This is a genomic window from Allobosea sp., assembly GCF_051860145.1.
Taxonomy (GTDB): domain Bacteria; phylum Pseudomonadota; class Alphaproteobacteria; order Rhizobiales; family Beijerinckiaceae; genus Allobosea.
In genome coordinates this window covers 624,867-646,017 of the sequence record NZ_JBHYEM010000001.1, presented here as the reverse complement: position 1 = coordinate 646,017, position 21,151 = coordinate 624,867, and the positions used below count along the sequence as shown (strand labels likewise).

Here is a 21,151-nt window from a genome sequence, read left to right as displayed (position 1 = left end):
CGCTCGTCCAGCTCGAGGAAGGCGTCCTGCTGCTGTCCCGCCTGGCCGGTGTCGACGAAGCCGAGGTGCATATCGGCATGCCCGTCGAGGTCGTGTTCGAGGAACACTCCGACAGCATCGCGCTGCCCTTGTTCCGGCCAGCGGGAGGCGAACGATGAGCGTTCCCTTCGCCGAGATCGAGGTCGGCCGGTCCGTCACCTCCGCCCGGGTGACGGTCACCGAGACGCATATCGTGCTGTTCGCCGGCCTGACCGGCGACTTCAACCCGCTGCACATGGATGCGCAGTTCATGGCGGACAGCGCCTATGGCAAGCGCATCGCCCATGGCATGCTCGGCCACGCGATCAGCACGGGCCTGCGCTCGGCCATCGACGACTGGGCCATCCAGGCCTTTCTCGAAACCCAGCGCCGTTTCGTCGCTCCGATCTTCGCGGGCGACACGGTGCATTACGAGGCCTCGGTTCGCGAGGCGCGGCCGAGCCGGTCGAAGCCCGGCTACGGCGTCGTCAAGGTCGCCATGACGCTCAGGAACCAGCGCGGCGAGACCGTGCAGGAGGGCGAAGACGTCCTTCTTGTCGGCCCCGCCGACCGGGAGGGCCATGCATGAGCAGCCATCGCCTCGAAGGCCACACCGCATTCGTCACCGGCGGCGCGGGCGGGATCGGCTCGGCGATCTGCGAGCGCTTCGCCGCCGAGGGCGCACGCGTCGTCATTGCCGATCTCGTGCTCGACCAGGCGGTCGCCTGCGCCGAGCGGCTGGTCGCCCAGGGCTGTGCAGCCCACGCGGTCGCGCTCGATGTCGCCAGCCGCGAGAGCTGGGATGCCGCCGTCGCCTCGCTGCCGGCCGGCTTCGCCGGGGTCGACATCATGGCGAACGTCGCCGGCGTGGTGCGCGACCGCTCGCTGCCGAAGATGACCGACCGCGAATGGGACCAGGTCGTCAATGTCAGCCTGCGCGGTACCTGGCTCGGCTGCCAGACGGCCTTCGCCCTGATCGGAAGCAAGGGCTGGGGGCGGATCATCAATACAGCCTCCACCGCCATATTCGGCTCCTTCGGCCAGGCGAATTATTCATCGGCCAAGGCCGGCATCGTCGGGCTGACCCACACCGTGGCGCTGGAAGGCGCCAAGCGCGGCATTCTCGCGAACGCAATCGCTCCGGGCATCGTCGAGACGCCGATTCTCAAGGACGTACCGCAGGCGCTGCGGGAGAGCTGGATCGCCAAGATGCCGTTGGGGCGCATGGCGCGCCCTTCCGAAATCGCGTCCGTCGCCGCCTTCCTGGCATCGGACGATGCGAGCTATGTCACCGGGCAGGTGATCGTCGTCGATGGAGGTGCGACGACGGGCGATTACTGACCAAGGCCTCAGATTCAAAAAACAAGCAGGGGAAGCAGTCAATGACGACATTGAACAGAAGGCACGTGCTGCTGGGCGGCACATCGGGCCTGGCGGCGGCCGCGCTCGGGATCGTTCCGAGCCGGGCGGCCGACGATCCTCTCTATGCCGCAGCGAAGAAGGAAGGGGCTCTCAACCTCTACTGGGGTTCCTACGAGCAGAAGACGATCGAGGAGATCCGCGACGCGTTCAAGGCAAAGTATCCGGGTATCGAGGTCAATCTGCTCCGCCAAGCCTCCCAGACCGTGTATACGCGCCTGCGTCTCGAGATTCAGAACAACGCCGTCCAGTGCGACTCGCTGGGGACGACCAATCTCCTGCACTATCTCGACCTGAAGAAGATCGGCGCGATCCAGCCCTACAAGCCCGCCAGCATCGAGATGGTACCGGAGGCTTTCCGCGGCCTCGACGCTGACAACACCTATCATGTCGGCGCCATCAGCCTGACGACGATCAACCAGTCGTCGAAGGTGAGCGCGCCGCCGAAATCCTGGCAGGCGCTGCTGGATGAGCCCTGGGGCGGCAAGATCACGACCGGCAGCCCGGCCTTCTCCGGGGACGTGGCAAGTTGGGTCGTCGCCATCCGCAAGAAATATGGCGATGCCTATCTCAGAGCCTTGGCCAAGCAGAAGCCCAAGGTCGGGCAGTCGAATGTCGATACCGTCACCGACATCCTGTCCGGCGAGCGGCAGGTCGGCTCAGGCGCGCCCTTCAGCTACTCGCTGGCGCAGAAGCTGGCGGGTAACCCGATCGACGTCACCGTGCCGGAAGACGACGCGATCCTGAATCTCGGCCTGACCGCCATCCCGGCCAAGGCGCCGCACCTGAACGCAGCCAAGCTCTTCACCGATTTCCTCTATGCGCCGGAGACCTCGCAGATCCTGTCGAAGAATTTCTGGCCGACGCTGCGCACGGATGTGCCCTGGGCCGAGGGGCGCACGCTGCAGTCGATCAAATGGTATCGCAATCCCGGGGAGAATCTGGCCGCCGAGACGGCCGAGGGCATCGCCAAGTGGAAGGAGATCGTGGTCTGACGGTCAGCAGGCTGCCCCGACCGCGCTGGCCTCCCGCGAGGCCAGCGTAAGCGGTGGCTCCCCGCGCCGACCCGCATGCCAGCCGATCCACGCCCGCGAAGAGCATTCATGGCCCTATCATCTCCGACGCCGTCGGCCGGCACAGCGCTTGCCGGACATCTGCGCCATCGTGCGTTGCGCTGGTTCGTCCTGGCCGCGCTGCTGCTGACGCTGACACTCCTGATCGTTCAGCCGCTGGGCTGGATCGTCTACAACAGCTTCCATGACGACGACACGGGCCTGTGGAGCCTCGGCAACTACCGGCAGATCTTCGCCTCCGTCGCGCTGCTCAAGCCCCTCCTCAATTCCCTGCTGCTGGCAACGGCGGTCGCCGTTCTCTCGACCCTGCTCGGCGTCCCGCTCGCCTGGCTGGTATCGCGGACCGATCTGCCCGGCCGCGGCCTGATCCGGGTCCTGACGCTGGCGGCGTTCGTCACGCCGTCCTTCATCGGCGCGCTCGGCTGGATTCTGCTTGCCGCGCCGAATTCGGGCTGGCTCAACGTCGGCTGGCGCGCGCTGACCGGCGCGCAAGGTCCGCTCCTGAACATCTATACGATGGCCGGGACGATCTTTGTCTGCGCGATCTACACGGTGCCCTACACCTTCACCATGGTGTCGAGCGCCCTCGACGAAATGGCGGTCGAGCTCGAAGACGCCGCGACGACGCTGGGCTCCGGCGTGGTGCGCACCATGATCTCGGTGACGATTCCGCTGGTGATGCCGGCGGTCCTCGTCAGCTTCATCCTGTCCTTCATCCAGGGCATGACCCTGTTCGGGGTGCCGGCCTTCCTCCTGACCCCGAGCGGCACGCTGGTGGTCACGACGAAGCTCGCCGAGTTCTATCAGCTCTTCCCGCCGGCGCTGTTCCTGTCGGCCGCCTATTGCATGCCGCTGATCGTCATCACCGGCGGCCTCTTCTACGCCAGGCGCAGAATCCTGGGACGCCGGCAGTTCGTCACCGTCGGTGGCAAGGGGCGCGCCGGGCGCCTGATCAGACTGAAAAGCTGGCGGCTGCCCGCACTGCTCTTCGCGCTGATCGTGCCGGTCGCCGCGGTGCTCCTGCCCTATGTCGTCATCATCCTCGTGTCGCTCAGCAAGGCCTGGGGGCTCGGCCCCGTTCCCGGCAACCTGACCTTTCACTGGTATCGCTGGGCCATCACCGAGAACGCCGAAACGCAGCGGGCAATCGTCAATTCGTTGCTCTATGCAGGGGTGGCGGCGAGCTTCTGCATGCTGCTCGGCATCCTCGTCGCCTATATCGTCGAGCGGCGCCTGCTGCGCGGCGCGAGCCTGCTGGCTGCATTGGTGGCGATCCCGATCGTCATCCCCGGCATCGTGCTCTCGGTCGGCTTCTTCTCGGCCTATGCGCGCCCGCCGCTGAACTTCTATGGGACCGGCGCCATCGTCATCGCGGCCTTCGTGGCGACCTTCGTGCCGATCGCCTACGCGCAGGCCGGTTCGATCCTGAAAGGGATCGGTCCGGAGCTGGAGCGGGCCGCCCGCAGCGTCGGCGCCAGCGAAGCCCGCACCCTGGCAACGATCACGATACCGCTGATGCGCGGCGGGCTCGCGGCTGGGTGGCTCCTCGTCTTCATCCCGATCATGCGCGAGCTCTCGGTCGCGATCTTCCTCGTCTCACCCAAGACCAATGTGATGACGACGCTGATCTACAACTACAAGGACGGCGGCAACTATGAAGCCGTGTGCGCTGCGAGCGCGCTGCTTCTCGCCGGGACCTTGCTGATCGTGCTGCTGGCGCGATTCGTGACGGAAGGCGCCGCTCGCCGCAGACGCAACGCGGCAAGCCTCGGAGCAGCAGCATGAGCGATATCAAGATCCGGCAGCTCTCCAAATCCTACGGCGCCTACCAGGCCCTGAAATCCTGTGACCTCGTTATCCCGGACGGAGCGCTTCTGGCGCTGCTGGGCCCTTCCGGCTGCGGCAAGTCGACGACGCTGCAGCTGCTTGCGGGTTTCGACACGCCGAGCGAGGGCGAGATCTGGGCAGGTGAGCAACTGTTGTCCAGCCCGCGAAAAGTCATCCCGCCCGAGCACCGCGGAATCTCGCTGGTCTTCCAGAACTATGCCATCTGGCCGCACAAGACGGTTGCCGAGAACGTCGCCTTCGGCCTGAAGCTGCGCAAGCTCGGCAAGGCGGAGCTGGAGGCACGGCTGACCAAGGCGCTCGATACGGTGCGCCTCGGGGCTCTGCGGGACCGCTATCCGTTCGAGCTGTCCGGCGGCCAGCAGCAGCGCGTCGCGCTGGCTCGAGCACTGGCCGTCGAGCCGAACATCCTCCTGCTCGACGAGCCGCTGTCGAACCTCGATGCGCACTTGCGAGAGGAAATGCGCTTCGAGATCCGGCGCGTTCACGACGAGCTCGGCATCACCACGGTCTATGTCACGCATGATCAGGGCGAGGCGCTGGTGACCGCCGACCGGGTCGCCGTGATGAGAGGCGGCGTGGTGCAGCAGCTCGGCTCGCCCGAGGAGATCTTCGAGCAGCCCGCCAACACCTTCGTCGCCTCCTTCATCGGCAGCAACAACGAGATTACCGGCATCAAGGAGGCGGCAGGCATGCTGCGCGTCGGAGGGACACGCCTGTTCGGCCAGGATCGCAGCGGTCTGGCGCAGGGCCAGGCCGCGACCCTGTGTATCCGCCCATCTCGCGTCCGGCTCGGCGAGCCGGCTGTGGCGGACAACCGGCTGAACGGCATCGTCAGGCGCTGCGCCTATCTCGGCGAGTATCGCGACGTCCTGATCGAACTCGATGAAGGCGGCACCCTGCGGGCATTCGTCTCTCCCGATCTTCGTCCTTTGCCAGGAGAGCGGGTGTCGGCCGAGTTGCCTGCCGAGCACTGCCAGCTCCTGTCCGCGCCCGAATAAGTTCGCGCGCGGAACCTTTCTCTGAGAATCGGATCAAGCCAATGACGCCGAAGGATAACGTTGCACCCTCGCTCCTCAGGAAACAGACAGGCGCGGTCGCCTGGCTGATCTTCAACCGGCCGCAGGTCCGCAATGCGATGTCGTCAGCGATGGAAGAGGCGCTGGCCGAGGCCATTCGCGAGATCGCCGCGGACCGCAGCGTGAAGGCGGTGATCTTCACCGGCGCGCGCGGCGACAAGCCGGCCTTCATGGCCGGCGCCGATATGGGAGCGCTCGCCAAGGCCACCGATCCCGACGAGGCGATCGCGATCGAGCGGGAGGCCGAAGAGGTGATCGTCGCGATCGAATCGCTGCGTGTTCCGACCGTCGCGGCCATGGCGGGAGCCTGCGTCGGGCAAGGGGCGCTTCTGGCCTCGGCCTGCGACGTGCGCATCGCCGCACCATCCCTGCGCTTCGGCTTTCCGATCGCCCGGACCGTCGGCAACTGTCTCAGCCTGATGAACTATGCCCGCATGGTGGCGATGCTGGGCTCGGCGGCGGCGAAGGAGATGTTCTTCAGCGCCAGGCTGCTGGGGGCCGACGAGCTCTTGGCGACCAACGCGATCCGCGCGGTCGCTGCCGATGACGAGATCGAGAGCAAGGCCCTGGAGGTCGCCGAGTCCCTGACGAGGCTCGCCCCGCTGACGCTGTGGGCGACCCGCCAGGCGTTCCTGCGGCTGCGCAATCACGGCGTGCCTGCCGATGCCGACGATGATCTCCTGTCGGCCTGCTACAGCTCGCAGGACATGCAGGAGGCGATCTCGGCTTTCCTTGCGAAGCGCGAGCCGCAATGGCAGGGCTGCTGAAGGCGACATCGGCGCGTACTCTAATGATAGTTTAGAGGCGGATTCACCGATCAGGTTGAGTCAACCTGATCGGATCCGGCTCTAGCATTTGGCGATGGCTGCCCCGGCTCAGATCACGGCCTCGGCCCGCAATGCTTCGATCTCCGGCTGAGAGAAGCCGAGATCGCGCAGGATCGCATCGGTGTGCTCGCCAAGCTCGGGCGGTGCCTTCTCCTCCGGCAGAGGCGTCGCCGGCATCTGGATGGGAACGCCGACGAAACGATGACCGGAGCCGGCGGGAATCTCGGTGACCATCCCGCGGGAGACCACCTGCGGGTCCGCAAGCGCTTCCGGCACGGAGTTGATCGCGCTGGCCGGTACGTCGGCTTCATCGAGCGCGTCGAGCCACGCCGCGCGGCCACGGCTTCGGAATATTTCGGCCAGGATCGGCTCGAGCTCGGCATGGTTGGCCGCACGCGCCGAGCCGTCGGGGAAGCGGGCATCGGACAGCAGGTCCAGCCGTGCGAGCGCCCCGCATAGTCGCTCCCACTGCTCGTTCGTGTCGACGCAGACCGCGATCGGTTCGTCCGCGGTCTGGAAGGCCTGAAAGGGGGCGATCAGCGGATGACGGCTGCCGAGTCGGCGCGGCACCTCTCCCGCATTGAGATAGCGGGCGACGGCGTTCTCCATCAGTGCAAGCTGGCAGTCCAGCATGGCGACGTCGATGAAGGTCCCCCTTCCGGTTCGGGTCCGCTGCTGCAGGGCCGAAAGGACGCCGATCGTCGCGAACAGGCTTGAGGCGATGTCGCCGATGGATGCCCCGACGCGCGCCGGCGCCCCGGTCTCCTCGCCGGTGATGCTCATCATCCCGGACAAGGCCTGCGCGATCGCGTCGAAGGACGGCTTGTTGCGGTAGGGACCGGTCTGGCCGAAGCCTGAGATGGAGGCATAGACGAGACGGGGGTTGAGCTCGGCGGCGGCGCCGTAGCCGAAGCCGAGCCGGTCCATCACCCCGGCGCGGTTGTTCTCGACGAAGACGTCGGCCCCCTTGAGGAGCCTGGCAAAGATCGCCTTGCCGCGCGGGCTCTTGAGATCGAGCGTGAGAGAGCGCTTGTTGCGGTTTACGCTCATGAAATAGATGCTCTTCTGGTCCCGGAACGGCGCGATGATCCGGGTGAAGTCGCCAGCGCCGCGCCGCTCGACCTTGATCACGTCGGCCCCGAGTGCGCCCAGCAGCCAGGTGCAGTAGGGGCCGGCCAGCATATGCGTCGCGTCGATCACGCGAATGCCGGATAGCGGACCGGGCGAAGCGGCGTCTGCGCTCATGATCTCGAGAACTCCTGAAGTCAGGTCGGCCGCAGCATTAGCCCGACCAGGGGCGACTGTCTCGAAATGCCGGAGTCCGGACAATCAGCAAATTCAGGCGCATGAAGTGCGTTCAATGCACCGGTTTGCGAATGCCGCTTTTCGTGTGTCTTGGTTTTCGCGAAAGCATGGTCCGCAGCGCGCCGGCTGCCACCAAAGCCGTGCGCTCGCACGCCGGATTGCGTTGAGTCCGCCCCGCTCCCGCATCTGTGCATCATGGGAACCAATTGCTGCGAAAAAAGCTGATGGCGCGTCGACATCCGTCAATCGCATGGGCAGGTGTCGCTATCCCGCCGGCTTCGCGTTCTCGCTCCGGACATTAAGCCGTTACGAAGAGGCGGGTCGGGAAAGTCCCTGCTCGGCCTGGCTGAACACGGACCAGCCGGTGGCTTCCGCGATGCGCTCCAGTGCCGCTGTGCCAAGTTTGGAATTGCCGTTCTCGTTCAGGCCCGGCGACCAGACCGCGATCGAGGCTCGGCCCGGCGCGATCGCCAGGATGCCGCCGCCGACGCCGGATTTCCCGGGCAGGCCGACGCGGAAGGCGAAATCGCCCGAGGCGTCGTAATGGCCGCAGGTCAGCATCAGCGCATTGATGCGCCGCGCGCGCTGCGCCGAGACCACGCGCGGCCCGCCCGGTGAGTGCAGGCCGCCGAGCATCAGGTAGCGCCCGGCCATGGCGAGCTGGCGGCAGCTCATCGCGATGGCGCATTGGTGGAAATAGACGCCGAGCGTCAGCGGCGGCGAATGCGTCAGGTTGCCGAACGCCTTCATGTAATTGGCGAGCGCGATGTTGCGGAAACCCGTCTCCTGCTCGGCCCGGGCGACGATCTCGTCGATCAGGATCGTGTCGTCCTCGGCCAGATAGCGGATGAAGCGCAGCAATTCGCCGATCGCGACGCGTGGCTCGTGGCCGGCGAGATTGACGTCGCTGACCACGAGCGCCCCGGCATTGATGAACGGATTGCGCGGGATGCCCTGCTCGCGCTCGAGCTGCACGATCGAGTTGAACGGCGTGCCCGAAGGCTCGCGCCCGACCCGGCGCCAGAGCGTGTCGCCGACCTTGCCGAGCGCCTGGGTCAGCGCGAACACCTTCGAGACGCTCTGGATCGAGAACGGCTCCTCGGCCTCGCCGGCCATGTGGACGGCGCCGTCGGCCGTGACGATGCAGAGCCCGAATTGCCGCGGGTCGACATGGGCGAGCGGCGGAATATAGGTCGCGACCTCGCCCCGATCGGTCAGGGCCGCCATCTCGTCCGCCACGTCGCGGACGATCGTCGCGATATCTGCCACGGCCGCTCTCCGCTCTCCCGGCGCGGCACAAAGCCCGAGCGCGGCGAGGCGGTCAAGCATCGAGCCATCCGCAGGGGGTGCACGCCTCCGATCCGCCATGTTCCCGCAATGTCGGGCCGGGCCCCGGCAGGCCGTGACGGCTCAGTGCAGTTGCCGAACCGGGTCGGGCGACGAAGGCGGTACGGGGAAGGCGCGGCCGATATCCTCAGGCGAGGCGATGATGCAGCGCGACTTGCCCTTCGACTTCGCCCGGTAGAGCGCCTTGTCGGCCGCGGCCAGCAGGCTCATCATCTCGGTGCCGTGCTCGGGCGCGAGCGCGATCCCGATCGAGGCCCCGACCGTGACGGCGTTGCGGTTGTCGAGATCGTAGGGCCGCGAGATCTCGCGGATCAGGCGCTCGCCGAAGCCGAGAAGCTGCGCCGCCTCGGTCTGTTCCGACAGCACGATGAACTCGTCGCCGCCGATCCGGGCCGCGAAATCGCCGGCGCGGACCATGCCGCGCAGGCGCTCGGCGACGAGCTGCAGCAGCCGGTCCCCGGCCATATGGCCATAGCCGTCATTCACGGCCTTGAACCCGTCGAGATCGAGATAGATCAGCGCGAGCCTGCGGCCGCCGGTCTCGCGCGCGAAATGGCTGTCCAGCGCCTTCATCAGGCCGGAGCGGTTCGACAGGCCGGTCAGCATGTCGTGCCTGGCCTGGAACTCGTTCTCACGCTCGGCCCGCATCGTCGAGACCAGCATGGCGTTGAGCGTGTAGGCGGCCCGGCTCATGCTGAACAGGTAGAACGGGATCTGCATGAACACGATCAGCATGATCGGCTCGCCGAGGAAGGGCGCGGCGAAGCAGCAGGCGCCGAGCGTCAGGAAGATCATCAGGCCGGCGAGCCGCGGCGCGCCGAAATTGCGGAAGCAGATGCCGCCGACCATGGCCGCCGCCGACAGGCAGGCCAGTGTCGCGACGACCCAGTCGCCGCTGGTCAGGCTGATGAAGGTGCCGTATCCGACGCCGGCCGCCCAGGCCACGCCGAGCAGGATGTACAGATCCGTCGGCGTCGGCAGCCCCGCTTTGGCACGGCGTTGCGCCTGCAGCAACACGAAGAGCCGCGTCAGGCAGCACACGACCTCGAAGGCGCACCAGAGGATGAAGGGCAGCGTCGGGATCCGCAGCGCGATCAGGAACGACACCGCCATGGTGTTGATCACGCCGCCCGCGAAGATCGGCAAGGTGCCATAGAGGCTTCCGATCAGGGCGACCCTGATCTCCGCCGGCACATCCGGGCCGGCATCGGTCAGCCAGCGCGTGAGACGCCAGTTCGGCAGACTGAAGCTCGATGCCCCGCCCTTCATGCCCTGCTGAAACTCCCGGCCATGACGTCCCGTCCAGGAGCTGCAGCCTTTGAGCCAGCCTGCTCCGTGAGCCGCTCATAGGACCGAGGCGTTACGATTCGGTTGGGGCGTCCTGAGATTTTGAAGGGATCGGGCTGCGTCGCGTGGTCGCGCGCGGCTCAGGCATCCGCGCCGGCGAGCTTGATCAGCCGGGCCACCTGCGCATCGAGGAAGCCGCTGCTGCGCGCATCGGTCAGGTCGCCGGCATCGTCGAAAACCTTGTCGGCCAGGCTCACCGCGACCATTTCGGGCACCAGGAGCGCGCCGAAGCCGAGTTCGAGCGAGGTCCGCAGCTGCGTCAGCCCGCGATAGGCGCCGAGCGCGCCGGTCGAGGCGCCGCCGAGCGCGACGACCTTTCCGGCAAGGCCCGTCGCCGGCGCGCCGGGCTTGGCGGTCGAGGCCCAGTCGAGCGCGTTCTTCAGCGCCGGGGCATAGCCCGCATTGTATTCGGGGCTGGCGATATAGAGCCCGTCATGCGCGTCGATCAGGGCCCGCAGCTCGTGGGCGACCTGGGGCGCGTTGCCGAACCCGGTCGCGTCGACGAGCGGCAATGGAAAATCGCCGAGCGAGATCTGTTTCACCTCGGCGCCGGCGGCTCGCAGCCTCTTCGCCGCCAGCGTCGCGAGCTTGGTGTTGAGCGAGCCTTCGCGCCAGGAGCCGGAGAAGACGAGAATCTTGGGTGCTGGCATCGGAACCTCTCAAAACCGCTGGCGAAAAACCTCGTCCCCACAGTTAGGGTTTTGCGCTCGGGCCATCAAACGGCGTCTCCGCCAGACAGGGATGGCGTCGATGCAATGAACGGGATGTCGGGCGGGAGCGGGATGCCGGGGGGCGGCTTTCGCTCAGGTGGCGCGGCGATAGACCCAGACGCGCGCCGGCGGGATGTTCCGCAGGACCCAGTCCGATACGAAGGCCTTGAGGCCCGAGCCCTTGCGCGGCACCGGCGAGACCACGGAATAGGTGAACTGGATGAAGGGCGCGCCCGGCACCACCAGCGTGAAGGCGTCCTTGACCAGGGCGCTGCGCACCGCGGGCGGTCTGGTGAAGAGCGGCAGGCTGGACACGATCGCGGTCGCCTTTTCCGGCAGATGGCCGGCCAGCGTGGTCGAGAGCGCATAGGCGTCGCCCTCGATGATGGTCGCGCGCGGGAAGCGCTCGCGCAGCAGCTTGCAGAACTCGGGGCTGTATTCGACGAGGATCAGCCGCGCCTCGTCGATGCCGCGTTCGATCAGCGCTTCGGTGACCGGGCCGGTGCCGGGTCCGATCTCGATCACCGGGCCGGGCTGGTCGGGGTCGACGAAGGAGGCCATGCGCCGGGCCAGGAACGGGCTCGAAGGCGTCACCGAACCGGTGCGCAGCGGGTCGTCGATCCAGGATTTCAGGAAACGGGCGTCGTCGCCGAATTTCGCCTTGGCGTCGCTGACCCGCGACATCAGCTTGTCGGCGGTGCTGCGGACCTCGTCCTCGACCTTGTAGCGCACGGCCGCGACCTTGAGCCGGGCCTCGGCGACGCTGTCGGCCAATTCCGCCGCGGTCACGCGCATTTCACCTTCGATGCGCGCGGCCACGCTGGATTGGCCAAGGCGGGCGGCGAGCGAGCCGCGGGGATCTCGGATGGTGGAACGCGCCATGGAACCTCGGTCTCGCCGCCACTTGCTGAAGCCGATCGAGCGAGGCGAGTGCTCTGCAAGCCGAAATGACGTTACCCGTCAAGAAGATCGGGTCAAGAGCGCGGCGTAGCCGCTATCCACCGTCAGATCAACGGCCGAGGCTGGAGTTCCCGCTCGAAAACCTGGGCCGTGCGTGCGGTCAGTCGTGGATTCAGCAAGGTCAGCCGCCCGCCAGCCAGCGCGAAAAGCCCGGCCCGCCGCAAGCGCGACCAGGTCTTGCTGGTATGGACCAGCGACAGGCCGAGCGCGTCGGCGAGATGCTGTTGCGACAGCGGAAACTGGAAACTGTTGTCGCTGACCAGATCGAGCGCCTCGGCCCGGCGATAGAGCGTGATCACCAGCGCCGCGATGCGCTCGCCGGCGTTGCGCTGGCCGACGGAGGTCAGGTTCTCGTCGATCAAGCTCTCTTCCCGCGAGCCGAGCCAGGCGATCTCGTAGGCGAGCGAGGGCATCTGCACGAAGAGATCCCAGACCCGCTTGCGCGGGAAGACGCAGAGGCTGACGTCGGTCAGCGCCTCGATGCCGTGCTGGGCGGCGCTGAGCAGCGAGGCCTGCAGCCCGACAAGGTCTCCCGGCAGCAGGAAGTTGAGGATCTGGCGGCGTCCGTCCGGCAGCGACTTGTAGCGGAAGGCCCAGCCTGAAAACAATGTGTAGAGCTCGGCATCCTCCTGGCCCGGATGGATGATCTCCGCGCCCGCCGGCAGCGAGCGGTTGTCGGTCTTCAGCGACTGGATGAAGCGGATCTCATCGTCGGTCTTGTCCTTGAAGGCCGGTTTGAGCCGTAGCGGACAGGCCAGGCAGGGCACTGCGAGGCGCGTCGGGCTGGCATTGCCGTTCAAGATCTTCATGCCGTCATTATGCGCGGGGACAGGCACCCGACTCAATGTCAAATCACTCGCGTGATGCGGCGCGGCGGGCGCCGTGCAGGCGGCGGAACTCGCGGCCTGTCGCCAACGTTCCAGCGCTGTGGCCTCGCGGCATGTCGGGCTGCCTGAGCTGCCGCGGCCGTTGCGGGGTGGCGCCGCGCGGAGCGCAACACCATGGATCAGACAGGGCCGCCAAAACGTTCACGGATGCGCCAGTTCTTCCGCCTGTCGCTGCGGTTCTGGCGTGGCGAGACGCGCCTGCGCGCCTGGGGGCTGACGGTCATCGTCCTCGCCTTCGTCGCGGCCCAGCTCGCCACCGCGGTCGCCGTCAATACCTGGAACCGGCTCTTCTTCGATGCGCTGGAAAAGCGCGATATCGGCGCGGTCTGGGGTATCGTGGCGTGGCTGCCGGTTCTCGTGGCGGCCTCGGCGCTGTCCTTGTCGGCGCTGGTGATCACCCGCATGCTGCTTCAGACGCGCTGGCGCGAATACCTGACCCGGAGGCTTGCCGGCTGGTGGATCGCCGATCAGCGCTACTATCGGCTGGGTTTCATCGCCAGGGAGCAGACCGCCCCCGAATACCGCATCGCCGACGATGTGCGTCTCGCAATCGAGCCGCTCGTCGAGTTCGCGATCGGCCTGATCAGCGCGATTGTCACCGCCGCCACCTTCGCCGCCATCCTGTGGCATGTCGCGGGGTCGGCCCGCTTCACGCTCGCCGGCACGGAAATCGTGGTCCCGAGCTACATGGCGCTCGCCGCCATCCTCTATGCCGCCGTCGCATCCACGGCCGCCTATGTCGCCGGGCGGCCCCTGGTGGCGCGCATCGCCGCCAAGAACGAGATGGAGGCGCGCTTCCGGGCCGAGATGACCCGCCTGCGCGAGAATGCCGAAAGCATCGCCCTGATCAGGGGCGATACCGACGAGCGCGCCTCGGTAGGCGAGGGTTATGGCCGGGTCGTCGCTGCCTGGCTGCGAGTCATTCGCCAGCAGGGCGTGGTCGCGCTGGTGCTCAACACCAATGGCGCGCTGTTTCCAGTGGTGCCGCTGCTGCTGATCGCGCCGAAATACCTCTCCGGCGAGGTCACGCTCGGTGCCGTCATGCAGGTGATCGCCGCCTTCAGCGCAGTGCAGGCCGCGCTGATCTGGTTCGTCGACAATGTCGTCAGGCTGGCCGAATGGTTCGCCTCGGTCAGCCGCGTCGACGAGCTCGCCGAGGAGCTCGAGGCGCTCGATATCGGCGTGATCATGGAGGGCGAGACCCGGATCGCTTTCGGGGAGAGCGAGGACGGCGCCATACATATCGAGAACCTCTCGCTTGCCCACAGCAACGGACGCGCCGTGATCACCGATGCCTCGGTGACGATCCGGGTCGGCGAAAAGGTCCTGATCGTCGGCGAGAGCGGCACCGGCAAGAGCACGCTGATCCGGGCTCTGGCGGGGCTCTGGCCCTGGGGCTCGGGTTCGATCCGCGTGCCGCGCGGCAAGACCATCGCCTTCGTTCCGCAGAAGCCCTATCTGCCGATCGGCACGCTGCGGGTCGTCCTGCTTTATCCGCAGGCCGACATGCCGGTGCCGGACGAAGCGATCATGACCGCCATGAAGCGTTGCGGCCTCGCCTATCTCGCCAGGCGGCTCGACGAGGCGGACAAATGGGACCGCACCTTGTCGGGCGGCGAAAGGCAGCGCGTCGCCTTCGTGCGGCTGCTGCTGCAGCGGCCCGACATCATCATCATGGATGAGGCGACCTCGGCGCTCGACGAGGACAGCCAGAATTCGCTGCTGGGCCTGCTCGATGCCGAACTCGCCCATGCCACGGTGGTCAGCGTCGGCCACCGGACCGGACTCGAGGATTTCCACGATCGCAAGATCACCCTGGAGAAGCGCCTCGCCGGCGCGCATATGTCGTCGCGCCGCCTGGGTAAATCGCTATGGCGGCTCTTCCGCAGCCGCCGGGCCGACAATGAGGACGAGGCTGTCTGACGGGTCGGGATCGCGGTTTCGTGAGCACCGGGCGGGGACGCCTGCCGGGGTCGCTTAGAGCAGGATGCGAAAAAGTGGGAACCGGTTTTTCGCATCCTGCTCTAACTCATTGGTGAGAGACGGATTCAGCTTTCAGATGGGATCGCTCCGCGATTCCATCTGAAAGCATCCGGCTCTAGGGAACCGAATGCACCATCTGGCGTTTCCTCCTGCGGAAGCCGGTCGATGTCGATCGGTCGCGGCGTAGGGAGAGACAGATGTTGAACGACAGCTTTGCCCCCATCAAACGCGCCTTCACCTTTTTCGGGTTCATGGGCGTGGTGGTGGCCACGCTGACTTTCGGCGCCGGTCTCCAGGCAGCCAATGATCAGAGCTCGACGGCTGTGGCTCAGGCCAAGCTGCGCGACAATCTGCCTGCCGAGAATCGTTTCGCGGCGGTCGATCCCGGCCAGAAGGTCGCCGATCGCACCAAGCGCGCGATCGCCACTTCGCAGGAGGCCCGCCTCGCCGGTACCAGCGTTCTACGCTGAGGAAAGATATTTTCAGGGACGTTGGAACCTTTCCGCGCGACTGTCGTTCCGATACGGCGTTCCCCTCGCGCACCACTCGAAAAGCCGCCGCAAGGCGGCTTGTTTTTGCTCTCGCGCCTGGTCGACCCGCCGCGGCCACCGAGAAGAACCCGATGTATCTTCGCATTCGACACGCCACGACCTATCGCTACGCTCAGCCGGTTAGGTTCGGCCCGCATCGCCTGATGCTCCGGCCGCGCGACAGCTTCGATCTGCGGGTGGTCGAGACGGCGCTCAGCATCACGCCGGCCGCGCAGCTGCGCTGGATGCACGACGCCTATGGCAACTCGGTCGCGATCGCGAATTTCGACGCCGAGGCCGATACGCTCGACATCGTCAGCGAGCTCGTCGTCCAGCGGTTCGGCCCGGCCTTGCCACGCGCGCCGATCGATCCCAATGCAGGCATGACGGGCGTCGCCTACAGCGCCGCCGAAAACGCCGTGCTGCAGCCCTATCTGACGCTGGCCGCCGCCGATCCGGATGGCGTGCTCGATCAGTGGCTCGCGGATTTCCGCGCACGGACCGGTTCCGGCTCGGGCCATCTCCTGCGCGATCTCGCCCACGCGATCAGCTCGGGGCTGACCTATACGCTGCGCTATGACGAGGGCACCCAGCATCCGGCCGACACGATCGGGCAGGGCAGCGGCTCGTGCCGGGACTATGCCTGGCTGTTCATCGAGCTGGCGCGCCGCATGGGCTTCGCCGCCCGCTTCGTCACCGGCTATATCCACGATGCGCCCGAGGCCGGCAGTCTCGCCTCGCCGGTCGGCCTCACCCATGCCTGGACCGATGTCTTCATTCCCGGCGACGGCTGGGTCGAATTCGATCCGACCAACGACCTGGTAGCTGACCGCCAGCTCCTGCGGGTCGCGGTCGCGCGGGTTCCGGAAGACGCGTCGCCGGTCTCGGGCAGCTATACCGGCCTGACGGGATCCTTCCTCGGGCTGAGCGTCGGCGTCAGCATCGAGCCGGTCGACGCGCCCGGCTGAGCCGCCGGCTCAGCCGCGATGCACGACACGCCAGGCGCCGAGCGAGCGCCCCTCGGGAGCCGAGACCTCGATCGCCGCGACCTGCGTCACCAGTCCGGCGAAGAGCTTGGGCGGCGCGCGATGGACGATCTCGCGATCGGCCTCGATCGCGAGATCGATGGTCTCCTCGTCGATGTCGCTCACCGCCAGGGTCACGGTGGCGCCGGGCGTGTCGCGCAAGGCCCGCCCGACGACATCGACGATCAGGAAGCCGAGCGGGATGATGCGGTCGACGGAGAGCACCGACATCGTCTCGACCCGGCTCACGATCCACTGGTCGCGCCGGCGGATCAGGTTGGACATCATCGTCACGACATCGTCGAGGAAGAGGTCGACGCGCACCGGCTGCATTTCGCCATCGGCAAGGGTGAAGCGGTAGGCGGCCGACAGCACATGGACGCGGCATTCGGCATCGGCCAAGGCGAGCCTGGCCTCGCCGCGGTAGTCGCGCTTCGTCAGCCCGATATAGCTCTGGACGACCTGCAGGCTGTTCTTCACGCGGTGATGCAGCTCGCGCACGAGGAAACGGTTGTCGTCGAGCGCGCTCGAGAGCTTGCGCTGCCTGACCTCCTCCTCCTCGACCATCGTGTTGAAGGCTTCCGCGACGCTGCGGATATCGGCCGGCATGTCGTCGGCGACCGCCGCGCGGGCGCTCGACAGCGTCGCCAGGGCCCGGGCGGCGGCCTCGATGCCGCGCAGCCAGCGCACGCAGTGCCGGTCGATGGCGCGCAGATAGACGAAGCAGAGCAAAGCGAGCGTCAGGAGCGGGGTCAGCAGCAGCGCGAGGAACTGCGTCCGGGCCGCCCGGGCGGCCCCGTCGTCGAAGCTGGCGATGACATAGAGATCCGGCTCGGCGACCATGCGCGCCGCATAGGCGCGGGTCCCGCCGGCACGGCTCGGAGCTTCCCATCGTTCCTTGAGCGCGGGCACGATCTCTTGCGCCGGAAGCCAGGATTCGTCGCCTTCGTTGACGCCCCGGCTGGTGACGACGCCGCTGCCGCGATGGATCAGCGCGACGGACAGGTTCTCCTCGCTCTCGCCGAGATCGAAGACGTTGTTGAGCAGGTCCGGGTCCGCGAGCAGCAGCGCCTCCCGGATCGGATGGGCCGGGTCGTCGCTATGGATGAAGACCGCGAGATAGCGCCGGTCGGCCAGCGTGAGGTCGTCATAGCGTGCGGGCGCCACCTCGCTCCCGCCCCAGATGCGCACGGCCGGCTTGGCCGAGAGGCTCGCGACCGTGGCGGCAAGCGCGTCCCGCGTCAGGCCCGGATCGAGCGAGGCGGAGCAGACCGAGCCGTTCTGCATGACGAGATGGATGGCGCGATAGCCGTTGACCCGCTCCAGCGTTTCGCGTGCTGCGTCATTGCAGGCACCGCCCTCGGCATGGATGCCGACCCCTGCCGTCAGCAGCGACCGCAGGGCGCCGCGATACCAGACGCGCGTCCGCACGGCGAAATCATCGGCCGTGCGGACCTGGAAGGTCTGGATCGACGCGATCACCGTCCGGTAGGTGGTGATCGCGGCGATCGCCGTCAGGCAGGCTATCGGGAGGGCAATGGCAATCAGCAGGGCCAGCAGCCGACCCCGGACGGTCTTGAACCGCGCCAGGCGCATCAGAGCCGGACGATTTCGGGACCGGTCCTTTGAACGGCGGCCGCGCTTTGCCGGTCGGGGCCGAGATCGTCCAGCCCCTTGATCGACAACAGCTCGGCGAGCTTGCTGCGTGCCCGGTTGACACGGCTCTTGATCGTGCCGATCGCGACGCCGCAGATCTCGGCGGTCTCCTCGTAGGAGAGCCCGGTGGCGCCAACCATGATCAGCACCTCGCGCTGCTCCTCGGGAAGCTTGGCCAGCGCGCGGCGGAAATCGGCGAGATCGAGATGGCTTTCCTGGTTGCCGTGCACGGCCATCCGTTCGGCATAGGTGCCTTCGCTATCCTGCACCTCGCGGCCGCGTTTGCGGTAGAGCGAGTAATAGGTGTTGCGCAGGATCGTGAAGAGCCAGGCGCGCAGGCTCGTGCCGGGCTCGAATTTCTCGGAATTGCCCCATGCCTTGAGCAGAGTGTCCTGCACCAGATCGTCGGCAAGCTGCATCGACCCCGACAGCGAGGCCGCGAAGGCACGCAGGTTCGGGATTTCCTTGATCAGGCCGTCCTTGAACTCAGGGGCGCTCATCGCTTGCATCCCCGGCGGCAGAACGACTTTCCTTGGCCTCCAGCTGCGCCAGCAGGACCAGGAATTTATCGGGGACGGGGGCGTTGATCAGGTCGTCATAATGCGCCTTCAGCGAGCGCCCGATCGATTCCTGGACCTTCGGGTCCATGATCGCGTCGAATTCCGCCTCGTCGCTTTCGCCCGGTCCCGACATCTCCACATTCATACCGCTCATCATGCCCTCGTGCCCGCGGGCCGGTCCGCCTTTCCGGCCGGTCCCGCCCAATGTCAATTCCGATCGGCCCTGCGAAACCTGGATCGCTCCGGATCGCAACGTCGACACTTTTCCGACCTAATAACAGGCCTCTGGCGAAAAAGTTCCCATCGACATGCAAAATAAATTGCTTGTCAGAAACACGCTGTCGGTGCTCATTTTTGCGGAGTTTGAAGAGGACGCATCAATGTCGATTGCGAAGGAAATTGCGCCGCATTTGCCCTATTTGCGCCGCTTCGCGCGGGCCCTGAACGGGACGCAGGCGAGCGGGGACGCTTATGTCGTGGAAATGCTCGAGGCGCTGGTAGTCGATCCGAGCGCCTTTCCGCGCGATGTCCATGCCCGCATCGGCGTCTATCGGATCTTTCTGAAACTCTGGTCCTCGGTGGGCCTCAACACCCAGCCGTCATCGGCCGGCATCGAGCGCTCCGCGGCGGAGCGCAATCTCGACGCCCTGACGCCGCGTCCGCGCCAGGCCTTCCTGCTGCGGACGGTCGAGGGCTTCTCGATCGAGGATGTCGCGGCGATCATGGAGATCTCCGCGGCCGAGGCCGCGAGCCTCGTGCAACTCGCCGGGCAGGAGATCGCCGATCAGGTCGCGACCGACGTGCTGATCATCGAGGATGAGCCGATCATCGCGCTCGACATCGAGACCATGGTCGAGGAGCTCGGGCATACGGTGACGGGTGTCGCCCGGACGCATCGCGAGGCGATCGCGCTGGTCGCGAAGAAGCGGCCGGGACTGGTGCTTGCCGATATCCAGCTCGCCGATGGCAGCTCCGGCCTCGATGCCGTGAACGAGATCCTCGGCTCGATCGACGTGCCGGTGATCTTCATCACGGCCTATCCGGAACGGCTGCTGACCGGCGACAGGCCGGAACCGGCCTTCCTGATCACCAAGCCCTTCCAGCCCGAAGCCGTGAAGGCGGCGATCAGCCAGGCGCTGTTCTTCGATCGGCGGGCCGGCCGCAAGGCCGCCTGAAGCCATCCGGCGTCGCAGACGGTGCAGGCCCGGCGTTCCGTCGGGCCTTTCTGCTGTAGCTGGGTGAAAATGTGCAGCCTTGCCGGACGGGGGCGTATTCAGCGCCGTTTCCGCATCGTCCCGATCACGCCTGCAATGGCCGAGGCGACCAGCGCCGCGACGAAGATACCATGCGCGATCGCAGTCGCCGTTCCTGGCACGCCGCCGAAGGCCATGGTAGCGGCCACGAGCGCGATGATCAGGAAGGTCATTGCCCAGCCGGTCATCGCATGTCCTCAAGGCTCGTGTCGCCCTGAAGAAACCGTCTCGAGGCCCCGAAAGTTCCCTTTTTGCGCGCGGGCCGAGCAGCCGGGAGCGAGCAGCCGGGAGAGGGAACAACCGCACAGGCGGGGCGTTGCCGCTGGCATGACTCAGGACCCGACCGCAGTGCCGACGCCCGCGCGTCCCGCCACACTGGCCAGAGCGCGTGTCGTCGCGCGCGAACCCGGCCCGGGCGAGCGTCATGGGCGGTAACGGAAGGCCGCGCTGGCTCCGGTCGATTGCTGTGCTGGGTCTGATCCTGATCGCAGGCATGGCCGAGGCCGCGCCGTCGCGGCGCGAGGAAGTCCCCGAGACTAACAAAGCCCAAATGCCTGCCAAAGCCCCCGCACCTGCCGAAGTTCCCGCATCTGCCAGGACGCCGCCGGCGCGCCCGCCCGATCTCCCCAAGCCGCTGCCGCCGGCCGCGCCGGCCGCAACACCGCAGGCCGCGAAACCTGCGGAGCCGCAGCCATCATCAGAGCCTGCGCCTGACGGCAGGAACGCCTGCTTGCGCGCCTTGCTGGCGGTTCCCGGCAATCGGGTCCGTCAGCCGGACGGCAAGCAGCGCCCGCCATCAGACCCGGCCTGCCAGGTCGCCGACCCGGTCACGGTGGAAGCGCTTGCCGTGCGCAATGCGGAGGGGCCGGGCTCGATCGCCTTCGAGCCGCCCGTGACGGTCAGTTGCGCCCTGGCGACCACCCTGGCGCAATGGCTCGACGACAGCCTGCAGCCGCTGGCGCGCGGACATCTCGGGAAGGATCTGACCAGCTTGCGCGTCGGCGGCGGGCATGAATGCCGCCGCCGCAACCGCTCGACCGCCGGCCCGCTCAGCGAGCATGCGACCGGGCGGGCATTGGACATCTTTGCCTTCGCGGCCGGCGGCGAACGGGCTGGCGGAATCAAAGTCATGGTGGAGAAGCCCGAGGGATTGGTCCAGACCCGGTTCCTCCAGGCGGTTCGGCACTCGGCCTGCGGTGCTTTTGCGACGAGCCTCGGTCCGGGCTCGGATGCCGCGCACGCCAACCATCTTCATGTCGACATTCAGGCGCGGCGCTCGGCCTCGACGCGCTTCTGCCAGTGACGGGCGACTGGTGTCGCGCGGTTG

General features: G+C 67.0%; 22 protein-coding genes. 12 read left to right on the top strand and 10 right to left on the bottom strand.

Going from position 1 to position 21,151, the window contains the following annotated elements; genetic code table 11:
* From ACTIF2_RS02985 to ACTIF2_RS02955, 7 genes are all read left to right on the top strand, one after another.
* Nucleotides 1–158, top strand: a 158-nt coding sequence (locus ACTIF2_RS02985; RefSeq protein WP_439495604.1) for a Zn-ribbon domain-containing OB-fold protein, incomplete at its 5' end; no start/stop codon positions are given.
* Complete coding sequence (locus ACTIF2_RS02980) at nt 155–607, top strand: MaoC/PaaZ C-terminal domain-containing protein (protein ID WP_439495528.1); 453 nt, start codon at nt 155–157, stop codon at nt 605–607. The genes ACTIF2_RS02985 and ACTIF2_RS02980, both read left to right, overlap by 4 nt.
* Nucleotides 604–1,359, top strand: a complete 756-nt coding sequence (locus tag ACTIF2_RS02975) for an SDR family oxidoreductase (RefSeq protein WP_439495527.1) — start codon at nt 604–606, stop codon at nt 1,357–1,359. Before ACTIF2_RS02980 ends, ACTIF2_RS02975 begins: the two co-directional genes overlap by 4 nt.
* A 41-nt stretch (nt 1,360–1,400) precedes the next feature.
* Nucleotides 1,401–2,432, top strand: coding sequence for an extracellular solute-binding protein (locus ACTIF2_RS02970; protein WP_439495526.1), 1,032 nt, complete (start codon nt 1,401–1,403; stop codon nt 2,430–2,432).
* Nucleotides 2,433–2,540: 108 nt separating this feature from the next.
* A complete protein-coding gene (locus tag ACTIF2_RS02965) occupies nt 2,541–4,295 on the top strand; it encodes an ABC transporter permease (protein ID WP_439495525.1) in 1,755 nt (584 codons plus the stop codon).
* Nucleotides 4,292–5,356 carry an ABC transporter ATP-binding protein gene (locus tag ACTIF2_RS02960; protein WP_439495524.1) on the top strand — a complete coding sequence of 355 codons (1,065 nt, stop codon included), beginning with the start codon at nt 4,292–4,294 and terminating at the stop codon, nt 5,354–5,356. The genes ACTIF2_RS02965 and ACTIF2_RS02960 overlap by 4 nt, the downstream gene beginning before the upstream one ends.
* 41 nt (nt 5,357–5,397) lie before the next feature.
* Nucleotides 5,398–6,201 (top strand): enoyl-CoA hydratase, encoded by an 804-nt coding sequence (locus tag ACTIF2_RS02955; protein ID WP_439495523.1) that lies wholly within the window; start codon nt 5,398–5,400, stop codon nt 6,199–6,201.
* A 108-nt stretch (nt 6,202–6,309) separates the two neighbouring features.
* On the opposite strand, the gene ACTIF2_RS02950 is transcribed toward ACTIF2_RS02955, so the two are convergent.
* The 6 genes from ACTIF2_RS02950 to ACTIF2_RS02925 all read right to left on the bottom strand — a co-directional run bounded on the left by ACTIF2_RS02950 (nt 6,310) and on the right by ACTIF2_RS02925 (nt 12,739).
* Nucleotides 6,310–7,506, bottom strand: coding sequence for a CaiB/BaiF CoA transferase family protein (locus ACTIF2_RS02950; RefSeq protein WP_439495522.1), 1,197 nt, complete (start codon nt 7,504–7,506; stop codon nt 6,310–6,312).
* Between the two features lie 366 nt (nt 7,507–7,872).
* Nucleotides 7,873–8,835 carry a glutaminase gene (locus tag ACTIF2_RS02945; protein ID WP_439495521.1) on the bottom strand — a complete coding sequence of 321 codons (963 nt, stop codon included), beginning with the start codon at nt 8,833–8,835 and terminating at the stop codon, nt 7,873–7,875.
* A gap of 141 nt (nt 8,836–8,976) precedes the next feature.
* On the bottom strand, nt 8,977–10,182 hold the full coding sequence (locus ACTIF2_RS02940; RefSeq protein ID WP_439495520.1) for a diguanylate cyclase: 1,206 nt from the start codon (nt 10,180–10,182) through the stop codon (nt 8,977–8,979).
* A gap of 158 nt (nt 10,183–10,340) precedes the next feature.
* A complete protein-coding gene (locus tag ACTIF2_RS02935) occupies nt 10,341–10,910 on the bottom strand; it encodes an NADPH-dependent FMN reductase (protein ID WP_439495519.1) in 570 nt (189 codons plus the stop codon).
* Nucleotides 10,911–11,063: 153 nt separating this feature from the next.
* The gene (locus ACTIF2_RS02930; RefSeq protein WP_439495518.1) at nt 11,064–11,852 is read right to left on the bottom strand and encodes a class I SAM-dependent methyltransferase; all 789 of its coding nucleotides are present in this window, start codon (nt 11,850–11,852) and stop codon (nt 11,064–11,066) included.
* 122 nt (nt 11,853–11,974) lie between these two features.
* Complete coding sequence (locus ACTIF2_RS02925; protein WP_439495517.1) at nt 11,975–12,739, bottom strand: Crp/Fnr family transcriptional regulator; 765 nt, start codon at nt 12,737–12,739, stop codon at nt 11,975–11,977.
* A 192-nt stretch (nt 12,740–12,931) separates the two neighbouring features.
* Between ACTIF2_RS02925 and ACTIF2_RS02920 the strand changes: the two genes are divergently transcribed.
* From ACTIF2_RS02920 to ACTIF2_RS02910, 3 genes are all read left to right on the top strand, one after another.
* Complete coding sequence (locus ACTIF2_RS02920; protein ID WP_439495516.1) at nt 12,932–14,740, top strand: ABC transporter ATP-binding protein/permease; 1,809 nt, start codon at nt 12,932–12,934, stop codon at nt 14,738–14,740.
* 257 nt (nt 14,741–14,997) lie between these two features.
* Entirely contained in the window at nt 14,998–15,270 is a 273-nt protein-coding gene (locus ACTIF2_RS02915) for a hypothetical protein (protein WP_439495515.1), read from the top strand.
* A gap of 152 nt (nt 15,271–15,422) precedes the next feature.
* Nucleotides 15,423–16,298: a transglutaminase family protein gene (locus tag ACTIF2_RS02910; RefSeq protein ID WP_439495514.1), complete on the top strand. Its 876-nt coding sequence runs from the start codon at nt 15,423–15,425 to the stop codon at nt 16,296–16,298.
* 9 nt (nt 16,299–16,307) lie between these two features.
* On the opposite strand, the gene ACTIF2_RS02905 is transcribed toward ACTIF2_RS02910, so the two are convergent.
* From ACTIF2_RS02905 to ACTIF2_RS02895, 3 genes are read right to left on the bottom strand one after another with little or no spacing between them, the layout of a single operon-like run.
* Nucleotides 16,308–17,951 (bottom strand): histidine kinase dimerization/phosphoacceptor domain -containing protein, encoded by a 1,644-nt coding sequence (locus ACTIF2_RS02905; RefSeq protein WP_439495513.1) that lies wholly within the window; start codon nt 17,949–17,951, stop codon nt 16,308–16,310.
* Complete coding sequence (locus ACTIF2_RS02900; protein ID WP_439495512.1) at nt 17,951–18,520, bottom strand: sigma-70 family RNA polymerase sigma factor; 570 nt, start codon at nt 18,518–18,520, stop codon at nt 17,951–17,953. The genes ACTIF2_RS02905 and ACTIF2_RS02900 overlap by 1 nt, the downstream gene beginning before the upstream one ends.
* Nucleotides 18,498–18,725, bottom strand: coding sequence for a NepR family anti-sigma factor (locus tag ACTIF2_RS02895; RefSeq protein ID WP_439495511.1), 228 nt, complete (start codon nt 18,723–18,725; stop codon nt 18,498–18,500). The genes ACTIF2_RS02900 and ACTIF2_RS02895 overlap by 23 nt, the downstream gene beginning before the upstream one ends.
* A gap of 226 nt (nt 18,726–18,951) precedes the next feature.
* Between ACTIF2_RS02895 and ACTIF2_RS02890 the strand changes: the two genes are divergently transcribed.
* Entirely contained in the window at nt 18,952–19,746 is a 795-nt protein-coding gene (locus tag ACTIF2_RS02890) for a response regulator (protein WP_439495510.1), read from the top strand.
* A gap of 98 nt (nt 19,747–19,844) precedes the next feature.
* Here ACTIF2_RS02890 and ACTIF2_RS02885 read toward each other — a convergent pair whose 3' ends face one another.
* The gene (locus ACTIF2_RS02885; RefSeq protein WP_439495509.1) at nt 19,845–20,012 is read right to left on the bottom strand and encodes a DUF1328 domain-containing protein; all 168 of its coding nucleotides are present in this window, start codon (nt 20,010–20,012) and stop codon (nt 19,845–19,847) included.
* Nucleotides 20,013–20,248: 236 nt separating this feature from the next.
* Here ACTIF2_RS02885 and ACTIF2_RS02880 point away from each other — a divergent pair, with 236 nt between their 5' ends.
* Complete coding sequence (locus ACTIF2_RS02880) at nt 20,249–21,127, top strand: extensin-like domain-containing protein (RefSeq protein WP_439495508.1); 879 nt, start codon at nt 20,249–20,251, stop codon at nt 21,125–21,127.
* Nucleotides 21,128–21,151 lie beyond the last annotated feature (24 nt).